Below are 13,141 nucleotides of genomic sequence, written 5' to 3'. Positions count from 1 at the left end.
CACTCAACCTCACATTATCCCTTCTCGCGGAGTCGATCATGCAATACCGCAAATTCGGCCATACAGGCCTGACTGTCTCGCGTTTGTGTCTCGGAACCATGACGTTCGGCTTGCAAACGGAAGAAGACGTATCGCGTGGCATTCTCGACAAGGCAACGGATGCCGGCATCAATTTCATCGATACCGCCGACGTCTATCCGCTAGGCGGCGGCGAAAATCTTGCGGGCCGCACCGAGGAGATCATCGGACGCTGGCTCAAAGGCAAGCGCGAGCGTTTCATCCTCGCGACGAAAGCCGTCGGCAAGGTCGGTCCGCATCCATGGAATCAGGGCGCATCGCGCAAGCATCTGCTCGACGCGATCGACGATTCGCTGCGCCGCCTCAACACCGATTACGTCGACCTCTACCAGCTGCACTCCGACGACCGCGACACGCCGCTCGACGAAACGCTCGAAGCCCTCGACGTGATCGTGCGCTCGGGTAAGGCCCGCTATATCGGCGTATCGAACTATCTGGCCTACCGACTTGCGCGCATGCTAGGGCGCGCGGACGTGCTGCGCGCCGCGCGTTTCGTGTCGGTTCAGCCGCGCTACAACCTGCTGTTCCGGCAGATCGAACGCGAACTGCTGCCGCTCGCCGACGAAGAAGGCCTGGCCGTCATTCCATATAACCCGCTCGCGGGCGGATTGCTGACGGGCAAGCATCGACACGACGCGAAGCCGACGGACGGACGCTTCACCGAAACGGTCGGCAAGGCAGGTGCGATGTACTCGGAGCGTTACTGGCATGAACGCGAGTTCAAGACCATCGACACGCTGCGCGACATCAATGCGAAAACGGGCGAGCCGATGACGAAGACGGCCATCGCATGGGTGCTCGCGAATCCCACCGTCACGTCGGCGATCATCGGTGCGAGCCGTGTCGAGCAGTTGAACGACTCGCTAGCCGCCGTCGACTATGCGCTCGATCCCGAGATCAAGAAGGAGCTCGATGAGGCCACAGTCGAGTATCGCTGGGGCGATGCGCCGCGCTGAGCGCCCCGTGCTGCGCTAACGTCCATAGCGCAGCACCGTGCTGCTCGCGGCCAGCACGTGATTCGTGACGGCCGCGAGAAATGCATCGTGATTGAGGTTGGCCGGAAGCGCATCGGGCGCGAGATCGAGCGCGTAGACCTGCAATACGTAGTGATGCGGCACGTCGCCGATGGGCGGACACGGTCCGTAATAGCCGGGCTGCCCCGTGCGATTGATGCCGCTCACGCTGCCCGCGGGCACCGGCGCGCCATGCGCCATCGCGTTCATCGACGCGGGTATGCCGTACAACACCCAATGAATCACACCGAGACCTTTTGCGCCGTCGGGGTCGAATAGCGTCACCGCGAAGCTGTGTGTGCCCGATGGGACGTTGCGCCACTGCACGGCGGGCGACTGGTTGCCGCCGCCGCAACTGTTTGCGCTCGCGGCGTGGCTCGCATCGATGGTGCCGCCATCAGGCGTGCCGGGCGACGTGACTTCGAACGCTTCTGCCGCGACGGCCTGCGTGAGACCTGTCGAACACGCAATCGATAACGCAATCGGTAACGCAACAGCGGCGAGCCGGATGCAGTGTGGAATGGTTTTCATGAGGCGGCTCCGTCGAGAGATGTGCAGCCGCCTACTCCGCCTGTTCGCGGCTGCGTTTGACGAAACGGACGGGCATGCCGTTTTATTCCGCATCCGCCGTCAGCGGAACTCCCCCGCCTTCTGATTCGCTTCCGGCAATTGACGTGTCTCGCGTACCGACTTCGGATGCCACAGCTTCGCGCCGCCTTCGATGCCTGCCGCGTTCGACACGATGGCTGCATCGGAGGGCAAGTCGAACGTCAGGCGCCCGGCATTGCCGCCGCCGATCCACAGCTTGTCGTAATTGACGAGCGTAGCCAGGATGCCGATCACCTTCTCGACCCGCCGGTTCCAGCGTTTGGCGCCCGCCTTCTCGCGCGCCGCATTGCCGATGTACTCGTCATACGTGCGCCCCTTGCTGACGGGATGATGCGCAAGCTCGAGATGCGGCATCAGCTCGCCGTCGCGAAAGAGCGCGGTGCCCGCACCCGTGCCCAGCGTCAGCACGAATTCGATGCCGTGCCCTTCGATCGCGGCGAAGCCCTGCATTTCGGCGTCGTTGATCATACGCACAGGCAAGCCGCCCACACGCGCCGCCAGCTGATCCGCGAGCGCAAAGCCACGCCAGCTCGCATCGCCGATGTTGGGTGCCGTGAGCACGCGGTTGTCGCGCACGACGCCCGGGAAACCGATCGACATCAGCGTCGGATGATGCGCGTCGACGAGCGGCTGCACGAGCGTCGCGAGCGTATCGACCAGTTGTTCCGGCTTGCACGGATGCGGTGTCGCCACGCGCACGCGCTCGCTCTTCATCTCGCCGCCCGCGTTGATCACAGCTGCCTTCAACCCCGTGCCGCCGACGTCGATGGCGAGTATCCGTTCGTCGCCGCTTGCCGCTTTGCGTTGCTTCGCTGCTTTATCGTTGGCCAAGTCGTCCTCTCCGTTCGTCTTTGTGCTGCCTTGTGCTTCTTTGTGTTAGCAGGTCAACTCTGAGGTCTGCTCCGAGATTTACTCTGCGCCTTGCAACGGCCGCCATGCGCGGCCATCGCGTGCAAGCAGTTCGTCGGCTTGCACCGGCCCGTTACCGCCCGCAGGATAGCCGTGCACTTGCATCGCGCCGCCTTCGGGATGCAGCACGCGGTCCACTGCACACCAGCTCGACTCGATACTGTCGGCACGCTGAAAGAGCGTCTCGTCGCCGAGCATGCAGTCGTACAACAGCGTCTCATAGCCGACGTTCGCGCGCTCGTCGAAGAAGTCGTTGTAGTTGAAGGTGGAGCGCACCGCGCCCATCTGCATCGTCGGTCCGGGTATCTTCACGTTGAAGTCGAAACGCGTGCCGTGAGCGGGATCGATGCGCAGCGTAAAGACGTTCGGTGTCAACGATTCGACAGGCGTGCCGCGGAACATCAGGAACGGCACGCGCTTCAGTTGCACGGCGATTTCCGTGCGCCGCGCGGCCATGCGTTTGCCCGTGCGCAGATAGAACGGCACGCCTGCCCAGCGCCAGTTGTCGATGAAAACGCGCGCGGCTGCATAGGTCTCCGTCGTGCTGTCCCGTGCGACGTCCGGTTCGTCGTGATAGGCCACGCCCGCATCGCCTTTCTCGTACTGGCCGAACACGACGTCCTTCGGTTTGAGCGGCTCGATTGCATCGAACAGTTCGGCTTTCTTGCCGCGCACGGCTTCGGCATCGAACGAATTGGGCGGCTCCAGCGCGACCATCGCCAGCAACTGAAACAGATGGTTCGGCACCATGTCGCGGAACGCGCCCGTCTGCTCGTAGAACTTGCCGCGCCCTTCCACGCCGAGCGTTTCGGCCGCCGTGATCTGCACGCTGTCGATGTACTCGCGCCGCCACACCGGCTCGAACATCGCATTCGCGAAGCGTACGGCGAGAATGCTCTGCACGGTGTCCTTGCCGAGAAAGTGATCGATGCGATATACCTGCGATTCCTTTGCGTATTGCAGAATGTGCGCATTCAAATCGCGCGCGGACGCGAGGTCAGTGCCGAACGGTTTCTCGATCACGAGCCTTCGGAAGCGGCCGTCGCTGTGCGCGTCTTCCTTGAGCAGGCCATGCTTGCCGAGCCGCTCGACGATCGGCTTGAAAAAGCGCGCGCCCACGGCGAGATAGAAAATCGCATTGCCGTGCGGCGTTTTCTCGATGCGCTGTTTGAGCGCTTCGAATACATCGTCGGCTTCGAATTCGCCAGCCATATACTCCATGCGCGACGACAGCCACTTCCAGGCTTTCTCGTCGACCTTGCCGGTGTGGGATTCGCTCGCCTTGTCGGCGGCGAACTGCTGCAGCGACTGGCCCAGATCGTCGAGCCACGCCTTCGTTTCGCATTCGCCGTGATTGACGCCGATGATGTGCATTCCGTCGTCGAGCAGGCCGTCGACGGTGAGGTTATAGAGCGACGGCGTCAACAGCCGTTTGGTCAGATCGCCGCCCGCGCCGAAAATGACCAGCGTGCACGGCGGCGCAGGGCGTTTGCCGGCGGGACTGGCCGCCTGTGCGTGCGGCCCTGCGCCGATCTTGCAGCTTGCGGGCTGGTGGGATGAAGAATCCGTATGTTTCGCGTCGTTGGACATGGCACGCTTTCCGTCGATGAGCCACGAGTGGCGATATCTGAAAGACCTGCCGCGATGCCGCGTGGTTCAATCGAACAGCAGCATCAGCGGCATGCAGTGCGTTCTACTTCACAGCAGCCGGCACACGCTCGGGCTCAGGCACGTCGCCCGTGGCGGGCAACATTCCCGAACTCGTCAGCTCGCGCGGCTGCAGCAGCAACGCGACGAGGCCCGTCCATCCCGTCTGATGCGAGGCGCCCACGCCGCGTCCGTTATCGCCATGAAAGTATTCATGAAAGAGCACGAGATCCTGCGAACGCGGGTCTGCCTGCAACAGCGGATACGCGGCCATCACGGGACGCTCGTTGTTCTTGTCCTTCAGGAAGAGCGTGGTGGTGCGACGCGCGAGCGCATCGGCGATTTCGGACAGCGAGAGCTTGTTGCCCGAACCTGTCGGATACTCGACCCGAAAATCGTCGCCGTAATAGCGATGAAATTCGTACAGCGATTCGATCAGCAGATAGTTCACGGGCATCCATACCGGCCCGCGCCAGTTCGAATTGCCGCCGAACACGCGCGAATCCGATTCGGCGGGCAGATACTTCACACAGAAGCTCTGCCCGTTGTGCCTGTAGACGTAAGGCTGATCGCGATGTACACGCGACAGCGCGCGCACGCCGTGATCGGACAGAAACTCGGCTTCATCAAGTGCGCGTTTGAGCAGTGCTTTCATCCGATGCCCGCGCAGCAGCGACAGCAGCAGCGCGTTGCCGCGCCCCGGCTCATTCCAGCGCGATACCAGTCTCGCAAGGTCGGGCCGGTTGCGCAGGAACCAGACGAGCCGGTCGCGCAGCCCCGGCAGCGAGCCATGCAGACGCTCTTCGAGCACATGAACGGCAAGCAGCGGTATCAAGCCGACAATCGAGCGCACGCGCATCGGCACGCTCGTGCCATCGGGCAGGCGCAGCTTGTCATAGAAGAACTCGTCTTCCGAGTCCCATAGGCCCGTTTCGCAGCCGTCTTCGCAACTCACGGCCTGGGCAATGTACAGAAAGTGCTCGAAGAACTTCACGCCGATATCGACGAACACGTGATTTGCAAACGCGAGTTCCAGCGCAATGCGCATCAGATCCAGCGCATACGCGGCCATCCATGCGGTGCCATCGGCCTGATCGATATGGCCGCCTGTCGGCAGCGGCGACGAGCGGTCGAAAATGCCGACGTTGTCGAGTCCGAGAAAGCCCCCCTGGAAAATGTTGCGGCCGTCCGCGTCCTTGCGATTCACCCACCACGAGAAATTGAGCAGCAGCTTGTGAAAGACGAGTTCGAGAAAATCGCGGTCGCCCTTGCCCGTCAGCGCGCGATCGATCTCGTAGACACGCCATGCCGCCCACGCATGCACGGGCGGATTCGCATCGCCGAAGGCCCATTCGTACGCGGGGATCTGCCCGTTCGGATGCATGTAGCGATCCTTGACGAGCAACAGCAACTGACGCTTCGCGAACGCGGGATCGATCAACGCGAACGCCGCCGCGTGAAACGCGAGATCCCACGACGCGTACCACGGATACTCCCACTTGTCGGGCATCGACACGATGTCCGCATTGCACAGATGCCGCCAGTCGCGATTGCGTCCGTTCTTGCGCGACTCAGGCGGCGTCGGTTGCGCGGGATCGCCGTCCATCCAGCGCTGCACGTCGAACTGGTAGTACTGCTTCGACCACAGCATGCCCGCCAATGCCTGACGCTGCACGAGCCGCTCGTCGTCGCCTTCGATATCGTGCTGCAACGCCGCATAGAAGGCGTCCGCTTCGGCGATGCGTTGCGCGAACAGATCCTCTGCGCAAAGCGGCGTTTCGTCGACAGCGAACTCGGGCCGCCAGCGCAGATAGACGACAGCCCTGCCATGCGGCGGCAGATTCAGCGGCACGTGCGCGGCTGCTTTCGTGCCGCCGTCGCGCCGGATCGCGTCGCCATCGCCGTGCACGAGGTAATCGTTGAAGCCGTCCTTGAATGGGCCGTCGGCGTCCGTGTTGAAATGGCGCCTGACGTTCGTATCGTTCTCGCAGAACAGCCATTCGAGCACGGTCGTATCCGGCGACCATGCCGTCACGATGATCGGTTCATGTCCCGGATGCGTGCCGAGCAGACGCGTGACGTCATGCACGGTTTCCTTCGTGAGCCTGGGACGCTCGTCCGTCTCTTTCCATGACCATTTGTTGCGCGCCCAGATTTGCGGCAGCAGATCGAGCGATGCCGACTCGTCTGCGCGATTCTCGACAGTGACGCGCATCACGATGTCTTCCGGCGTGTTCTTCGCGTACTCGACGGTCACGTCGAAATAACAGAGGTCGTCGAACACGCCCGTATCGAGCACTTCGTATTCGGGCAGGTCCGCGCCGCGCCGCCCGTTCTCTTCGACGAGATCCTGATACGGAAACGCGGCATGCGGGTACTTGTAGAGCATCCGCATATACGAATGCGTGGGCGTACCGTCGAGATAGAAGTACAGTTCCTTGACGTCTTCGCCGTGGTTGCCTTCCTGGTTCGTGAGACCGAACAGACGTTCCTTGAGGATGGGATCGGCGCGATTCCACATCGCGATCGACACGCACCAGTTCAATGTGTCGTCGCCGAAGCCTGCGATGCCGTCTTCGCCCCAGCGGTAGGCGCGGCTGCGCGCGTGATCGTGCGGGAAGTAGTCCCACGCGGTGCCGTTGGGACTGTAGTCTTCGCGCACCGTGCCCCACTGACGCTCGCTCAGATACGGACCCCAACGCTGCCATCGCGAGCATTCGCCGGAATGCAGGCGAATCCCTTCGACCGTGGCAAGCAGATTTCCAGCGCGCAGCGGAGGCATGGCAGCGTCCTCGTCTCTCGGGTGACGGTGGGTGTCACATCGTAGCGCGGAATGGATCAGTCGCGTCGGGCAGCGGGCAGTTCCACCGGGTCCGCTTCGCCCAGCAACACCCCCATCCGCAACCGCTCACCCAGCGACCACGCCTGAAACGGCGTACCGCCCGGCGCATGTGGCGCATCGCCATCCGCGACTTCGGGCAGATGGTCGAGGCCCGCGCGATCCAGATGCGCATCGAGCGGCGCGAGAAAACGCGTACGCGCCGCGCTGCGCGCCTCACTGTCGGGACGTTGCACGCGCAGCCATGCTTCGACGAACGGCCCGAGCAGCCAGGGCCACACGGTCCCTGGTGATACGCACCATCGCGCTCGAGTGGCCCGCCCGCATAACGCCCGCGATACGCGCGATCTTCCGGCGACAGCGTGCGCAACCCGAGCGGCGTCAGCAAATGCGCTTCGACCTGCGCAACGACATCCCGCGCCGTCGCGCCTTCGACGAGCGCAAACGGCAAACCGCCCACGGCGAAGATCTGATTGGGCCGTATCGAACGATCGACGGCACCTTGCACATGATCGACATCGACGTTATCGAACAACGCGCCTGTTTGCGGATCGACAAAGCGCTGCGCAAACGATGCCGCCGCACGCATGGCCGCTTCGTCCCAGCGCGCATTCCACTGCGCAGCGATGCGCAACGCGTTGAACCACAGTGCCTGCACTTCGACGGGCTTGCCGATACGCGGCGTCACGACCCAGTCGCCGACCTTCGCATCCATCCACGTCAGTTGCACGCCCGGCACGCCGGCGCGCAGCAAACCATCGTCGTCGACGCGTATGCCGTAACGCGTGCCTTGCGTATAGCCGGACAGAATCGTTTCGACGGCCTCATGCAGCCGTTCTTGCGTCGTGTTCGACGCGTGCCCCGTCGCCAGATAGTCATGCACAGCGATGACAAACCACAGCGACGCATCGACCGAGTTGTACTCCGGCTCGTCGCCGTAATCGGGAAAGCGGTTGGGACACATGCCCTGCGAGATCGTGCCCGCCCATGCGAGCAGAATCGATTCGGCTTCCGCATGCCGCCCCGTCGCGATCAGCAGACCGCGTATCGCGATGAACGTATCGCGGCCCCAATCGGTGAACCACGGAAAGCCCGCGAGGATCGTGCGGCCCGACGAGCGCGCGACGACATACGCATCGGCGGAACGATGCAAACGGGAAGCGAAGCTCGCTCTGCGCGCGGCTTCCGTTTCTGCCAGCGCGTTCGCATGATCGAGTGCCGCTCGCGAAGTGTCATTCGACATACCCGCGCTCCATACCGTCACAGCTGCGCCGGCAAGCAGATCGAACGTGAAGACGCCAGGCGTCGCGAGGTCTTCCGTAAAGTCGAGGCCGCGCTCACGTTCGCGCAGGTAACAGAAGTTGCGATACCAGTCGGGCGCATGTTCGTATGTGCCGTTCATCAAGACGCGAACGGCAGGCAGATCGCGATACGGCCGCCATTGCACGCATGCGCCATCGATCGCAGCGGAGAAATCGAAAGCACCGTTCTCGTGATGCAGCGCGTGATAGTCGCGACCCGACAGCAACGGACGAACATGCAATGTGAAAGCGCCGGCGCGTTGCGCGCCGTCAACGAATTCGATGCGCCAGCGCAGCACCGTTTCGCATGTTTGCTTCGCGACGAACAGTTCCGCAACCACGCTCGTGTCGTCGTCGATCCGGAATCGCCATGTCGGCCAACGCGCCGTGTCGAACGACGTCAGACTTGCAGCGATGTCCGGATAGACGATATCGGGCGCATAGCGCTGCATCGTCAGCGGATATCGTGCGCCGTTCGCTTCGAGCCACGCCTCGATCCCGTTGACGAGCACCACGCGGCCCGACGGAGGCCGCGTTGCCGTCAGCAGCAGCGCGTGATAGCGGCGCGTGCGCAGCATGCCCACCGTGCCCGACGCGAAGCCGCCAAAGCCATCGGCTTCGAGCCACTCGTCTTCCAGACGTTCGATATCGAAGGGAGAGTCGACGCGTGTCATCGCTGGTGCCGCCGTACGCCGGCGGCCGGGATCAGGACAGCCGACAGATTAGCGGCTCGCGCATGAAATGTCTTGCGCGCCAATACGATTCATAGCGCAGGCTGCGCCGCGGATGGCTCATCGGAAGCCGACGGCGCGCCCGTTGCCCGTGCATCGATCTGAATGGGCAGCACGGCCCGCACTTCCAGGCCCCCGCCCTCGCGCGCATGAAACTCCAGCGTGCCGCCGTGCAAGCGCGCGATGCGCTCGACGATAGCAAGTCCCAGCCCCGTGCCGCCCGTCTTTCCATGCGCATTCTTGCCGCGCTGGAACGGCGCCTTGAGCCGCTCGAGTTCTTCCGCGCTCAGGCCTTTGCCGCGATCGCCGACGGCCACAACAATCGCGTTTGTATCCGCCCATGTTCGGACGGCGAGTCCCGTTTGCCCATAGACGACGGCGTTCTGCATCAGGTTCATCACGAGCCGCATCATCGTGATCGGCCTGAACGCGTGCTCGGGCAACTCGCCCAACTGCAAATCGAATTCATGCCCGAGCCCTGCAAAGTCCGCGGCCAACTGGCTGATCAATCCGTTCAGATCGCCCCGTTGCGGCGTTTCGCGCTCGCCGCTGCCCGCATAGTCCATGAACTGCTGCAGGATCGTATCGATCTGATCCAGATAGGACTCCGCCGCGCCGACAAATGCTTCGTCGCCGTTGGTGTCGCTCGCCATCGCCATGGCGAGACGCAGCTTCGTCAACGGCGTGCGGATGTCGTGCGAAATGCCCGCGAGCATCAGCGCACGCGTCGCTTCCGCCTGCTGCAGCGCCTGCGTCATCTGGTTGAATGCGCCGCTCACCTGCGCGATTTCCGTCGGGCCGTCGACGGGCAGCGGCGGCGGCGTCTCGCCCGCGCTCACGCGCCGCGCCGCCTGCGCCAGCTCGCGCAGCGGACGGTTCAGGTAAGCCTGCAGCGCGAAACCCGTCAGCGCGGCGAGCACGCCGAGTCCGATCGACAGCAGCACGGCCGTCAGCATGCCGCCGCCCTGTGCTTCCTCGGGCACCTCCAAGCCGATCCAATAGGGCGTGGCGGCTACGTGCATGCGTATCCACATGCGCGGATGCGGCGAGCCTTGCCAGCGCACTTCCGTGCCAGGCGGCAGATAGCGATGCAGCGTTTCCAGAAACGTCACCAGCTGAGATGTGCGGTAGAACGCGAGCACGCGAATATGCGGCTCCAGGACGGCCTCGGCGGGCGGCTCGCTGCGCGCGTCGAGCCGTGCGACGAGTGTCTCGCGAGCGTTCTCGGGCGAGGCCGTCAGCGCGTTGTCCAGCGTCTTGATGTACGTGCCGAACACGGCTGCCGCCCGTTCGACGCGCGGCTTCTGCACGTAGTGAACCAGCACGCTCAATGCACAGACCTGACTGAACGCCACCAGCACGATCAGCAGCGCGATGTTGCGCCCAAGCACGCTGCGCGGCAGCACATACCGCAACACGCGCGCGCTCATGCTTCGACGTCGGCAACGAGCATATAGCCGACGCCCCACACGGTCTTGATGAAACGCGGCTTCGACGGATCGTGTTCGATTGCCTGCCGCAGACGCAGAATCTGCACGTCGATGCTGCGGTCGAGCGCATCGTGGTCGCGCCCCCGCGCACGCGCGATCAGGTTGTCGCGGCTTACCGCGCGATTCGGCGACGCAGCAAGCGCGGTGAGCAGCAACATCTGCGCCGAATGCAGTTCGATGGGATCGTCCTGACGATACAGGCACTGTTTGCCGACATCGAGCCGGAAATCGCCGAAACGCAGCGACTGTGTCGTGATGGTCGGATCGTTCGACGCGATTTTCTGGCGGCGCAGCAGCGAATTGATACGCGCGACCAGTTCACGCGGCAGGAAGGGCTTCGCGAGGTAATCGTCGGCGCCCGTTTCCAATCCGATCACGCGATCGAGCGGATCGCCCTTGGCCGTGAGCATCAGGATGGGCAGCGTATGCCCTTCCGCCCGCAGTTTCGCGCAGATCTGCAGGCCGTCTTCTTCGCCGATCATCAGATCGAGCACGAGCAGGTCGTAGGGCTCGCGCTGCAGATAGCGCTCGAGCCGCTTGCTGTTCTCGACGGCGCGCACTTCAAAGCCATGTCCGCTCAGGAAGCGCTGCAGCATGTTGCGAAGTTCCGCTTCGTCGTCGAGCACGATGATGCGGGCGGGTCGGTCCATGCAAGACTCCTTCGTCGCTCATGCGACTGGCCATACTGCAAACAGTGTAGCTTCATGCCGACCCGTTTTAATGTCAGTGCGAACCCGCTCGCTGCGCCATGAATGCCTCGATCTGCGCGAGCGTCACATAGCCCTGCTTCTGCGTGTCGATCTCGGCGAAATACTGCGCGACGCGTGGCATGCCCGTCTGCGCCTGAGCCAGCGTCAGCTTGCCGTCGTGCGTCGTATTGGCAGCCGCAAAGCGCTCCTGCAGTTGCGACATCATGCGCTCCATGCGCGGCGACGCGGACATCGGTTGCGGCGCCGTCTGGGCCATCGCGCCCGTCGATGCAATGCACAAAGCAAGAATAGCGATCAGCTTTTTCATTTCCCATCTCCATCGTTTCATTCAACTTCTTCGCTACGTGTTGTTGCGATTCGTCGTTGGCGAAGCGAATTCTGGTTGCCCGGCGCAGAGATGGCAATTTCAAAGTTATGTCGCGATATGTCAGTGCTTTGCGCGTTATTCGCCGCACGTTCGAGGACGATGCATCGCAGGTTCCGCAGCATGCGCTTCAAGTATGAGCGTGCTTTTTCCGACATCGAATGAAACAGGTTATCGCTGTCCTTCGGCATGAGCGCTGCGTATCGTTTGCACGTCGGCGGCAACGTTCCGGACTTCACCCGCATCCGCCGATGTCCGCTTCAGGAGTTTCATGTGAACATTCGCTCTGCCTATACGTCTGCGATCGCCGCCATGGGGATCGCCTGTTCGACCAGCGCCTTCGCGGGCACGGTCTTCGTTCATGCCGCCTATGTGCCCGCCGCGCTGTATGTGCCTGCGCGCACGCTCTACTACGTGCCGCCGCAACCGCATTACGCGGTGCCCGTCGTGCCCGCCGCGCCTGTCGTACCGTATGTCGCCGTCGTGCCGCCACCCGGGCCCGCGAAGCCCTTGCCCTACGCGACGGTCGCCGTGCCTGTCGTCGCGGCGCCCGCCTACGCCGTCGTGCCGGCGCGGAACGTCGTGTATGCGCAACCCGTTGCAGCCGCTCCCGTCGTCATCGCGCGCTGAGCACAGTCATGACGCCCTTCGTGCGGCGATTCACTTGATCTTTGCAGAGGTGCGTCCAACAATGAAACCTCTGTCGTCGCAACATTCACCGACTTTCGACTCGCATCACGGAGGGCCCCATGCCGGAGATCGAAAAGGACAAGGTCATCGCCGTGCTGAACCAGATACTCGAATCCGAGCTGGCAGGCGTGGTTCGCTATACGCACTACTCTTTTCTCGTGTTTGGCTTTGGCCGTATTCCCATCGTGTCGTGGCTGCGCCAGCAGGCTGACGAATCGCTCGCGCATGCGCATCTGGCGGGCGAATGGATCACGACGCTCGGCGAGTATCCGTCGCTCGGCATCGGGCAACTGCTCGATTCGCATACGACGGATATCGCGTCCATCCTGCGCGAATCGCTGACGGCGGAAGAAGTCGCGCTCGGTCTCTATCGCGATCTGCTCGCACTGGTGAAGGACCGCTCCGTTGCGCTCGAAGAATATGCACGGCAGATGATCGCCACCGAAGAGATGCATGCGGGCGAAGTCGACAAGATGCTGCGCAAGCCAGGCACAGTTGCGACATCGGGCGAGCGCGGCGCCGCGCATTAGATACGCCGTTGCTGTAAGGGCGCGATCGCACGCCGACGCGACGCGCTCAATTGTCAAATCCTTCCCCGCAGCGATATTCGCTCGCTCACCGAATCGTTCGTCTATCTGCTGCTTCTCTATCTGACGACAAGCGCTGCATGTATCAGAACGTGATGCATGCGGCGCTTGCTTCATGCAGCACGCGCGCCGCATTTAACGTTTGCCGATCGCGACGCGCGTTAAATCCCCAA

11 protein-coding genes and 1 pseudogene are annotated in these 13,141 nt (G+C 62.9%); 3 read left to right on the top strand and 9 right to left on the bottom strand.

Annotated features, from left to right (window positions below):
* Positions 1-38 precede the first annotated feature (38 nt).
* Entirely contained in the window at positions 39-1,034 is a 996-nt protein-coding gene (locus FRZ40_RS15050) for an aldo/keto reductase (protein WP_028372007.1), read from the top strand.
* 15 nt (positions 1,035-1,049) lie between these two features.
* On the opposite strand, the gene FRZ40_RS15045 is transcribed toward FRZ40_RS15050, so the two are convergent.
* The 9 genes and pseudogenes from FRZ40_RS15045 to FRZ40_RS15005 form a co-directional block, all read right to left on the bottom strand.
* Entirely contained in the window at positions 1,050-1,622 is a 573-nt protein-coding gene (locus FRZ40_RS15045) for a YbhB/YbcL family Raf kinase inhibitor-like protein (protein ID WP_147234541.1), read from the bottom strand.
* Between the two features lie 99 nt (positions 1,623-1,721).
* Positions 1,722-2,531 carry an ROK family protein gene (locus FRZ40_RS15040; RefSeq protein WP_147234540.1) on the bottom strand — a complete coding sequence of 270 codons (810 nt, stop codon included), beginning with the start codon at positions 2,529-2,531 and terminating at the stop codon, positions 1,722-1,724.
* A gap of 78 nt (positions 2,532-2,609) precedes the next feature.
* Positions 2,610-4,199, bottom strand: coding sequence for a glucose-6-phosphate dehydrogenase (gene zwf, locus FRZ40_RS15035; protein ID WP_147234539.1), 1,590 nt, complete (start codon positions 4,197-4,199; stop codon positions 2,610-2,612).
* A gap of 103 nt (positions 4,200-4,302) precedes the next feature.
* On the bottom strand, positions 4,303-7,038 hold the full coding sequence (locus FRZ40_RS15030) for an MGH1-like glycoside hydrolase domain-containing protein (protein ID WP_147234538.1): 2,736 nt from the start codon (positions 7,036-7,038) through the stop codon (positions 4,303-4,305).
* Between the two features lie 56 nt (positions 7,039-7,094).
* A pseudogene (locus tag FRZ40_RS15025) lies at positions 7,095-9,070 on the bottom strand (amylo-alpha-1,6-glucosidase).
* Positions 9,071-9,159: 89 nt separating this feature from the next.
* Positions 9,160-10,557, bottom strand: coding sequence for an ATP-binding protein (locus tag FRZ40_RS15020; protein ID WP_147234537.1), 1,398 nt, complete (start codon positions 10,555-10,557; stop codon positions 9,160-9,162).
* Positions 10,554-11,267, bottom strand: a complete 714-nt coding sequence (locus FRZ40_RS15015; RefSeq protein WP_028372001.1) for a response regulator — start codon at positions 11,265-11,267, stop codon at positions 10,554-10,556. The genes FRZ40_RS15020 and FRZ40_RS15015 overlap by 4 nt, the downstream gene beginning before the upstream one ends.
* A gap of 73 nt (positions 11,268-11,340) precedes the next feature.
* The gene (locus FRZ40_RS15010) at positions 11,341-11,634 is read right to left on the bottom strand and encodes an EF-hand domain-containing protein (RefSeq protein WP_028372000.1); all 294 of its coding nucleotides are present in this window, start codon (positions 11,632-11,634) and stop codon (positions 11,341-11,343) included.
* Between the two features lie 17 nt (positions 11,635-11,651).
* Positions 11,652-11,882 (bottom strand): hypothetical protein, encoded by a 231-nt coding sequence (locus FRZ40_RS15005; protein ID WP_147234536.1) that lies wholly within the window; start codon positions 11,880-11,882, stop codon positions 11,652-11,654.
* An 82-nt stretch (positions 11,883-11,964) separates the two neighbouring features.
* Here FRZ40_RS15005 and FRZ40_RS15000 point away from each other — a divergent pair, with 82 nt between their 5' ends.
* Together FRZ40_RS15000 and FRZ40_RS14995 are read left to right on the top strand one after the other, a co-directional pair.
* The gene (locus FRZ40_RS15000) at positions 11,965-12,321 is read left to right on the top strand and encodes a hypothetical protein (RefSeq protein WP_147234535.1); all 357 of its coding nucleotides are present in this window, start codon (positions 11,965-11,967) and stop codon (positions 12,319-12,321) included.
* A 119-nt stretch (positions 12,322-12,440) separates the two neighbouring features.
* Entirely contained in the window at positions 12,441-12,911 is a 471-nt protein-coding gene (locus FRZ40_RS14995; RefSeq protein ID WP_028371997.1) for a ferritin-like domain-containing protein, read from the top strand.
* Positions 12,912-13,141: the final 230 nt, after the last annotated feature.

The sequence above is a fragment of the Paraburkholderia azotifigens genome (assembly GCF_007995085.1).
Lineage (GTDB): Bacteria > Pseudomonadota > Gammaproteobacteria > Burkholderiales > Burkholderiaceae > Paraburkholderia > Paraburkholderia azotifigens.
Note: the sequence above shows the minus strand (reverse complement) of the source record. Positions and strands in the feature narration are given on the sequence as shown.

Excerpts from the sequence above, each read along its gene's own strand:
- FRZ40_RS15050 (WP_028372007.1), top strand. The coding sequence starts at position 39 with ATGCAATACCGCAAATTCGGCCATACAGGCCTGACTGTCTCGCGTTTG.
- FRZ40_RS15045 (WP_147234541.1), bottom strand. The coding sequence starts at position 1,622 with ATGAAAACCATTCCACACTGCATCCGGCTCGCCGCTGTTGCGTTACCG.
- zwf (WP_147234539.1), bottom strand. The coding sequence starts at position 4,199 with ATGTCCAACGACGCGAAACATACGGATTCTTCATCCCACCAGCCCGCA.
- FRZ40_RS15030 (WP_147234538.1), bottom strand. The coding sequence starts at position 7,038 with ATGCCTCCGCTGCGCGCTGGAAATCTGCTTGCCACGGTCGAAGGGATT.
- FRZ40_RS15020 (WP_147234537.1), bottom strand. The coding sequence starts at position 10,557 with ATGAGCGCGCGCGTGTTGCGGTATGTGCTGCCGCGCAGCGTGCTTGGG.
- FRZ40_RS15015 (WP_028372001.1), bottom strand. The coding sequence starts at position 11,267 with ATGGACCGACCCGCCCGCATCATCGTGCTCGACGACGAAGCGGAACTT.
- FRZ40_RS15010 (WP_028372000.1), bottom strand. The coding sequence starts at position 11,634 with ATGAAAAAGCTGATCGCTATTCTTGCTTTGTGCATTGCATCGACGGGC.
- FRZ40_RS15005 (WP_147234536.1), bottom strand. The coding sequence starts at position 11,882 with ATGCCGAAGGACAGCGATAACCTGTTTCATTCGATGTCGGAAAAAGCA.
- FRZ40_RS14995 (WP_028371997.1), top strand. The coding sequence starts at position 12,441 with ATGCCGGAGATCGAAAAGGACAAGGTCATCGCCGTGCTGAACCAGATA.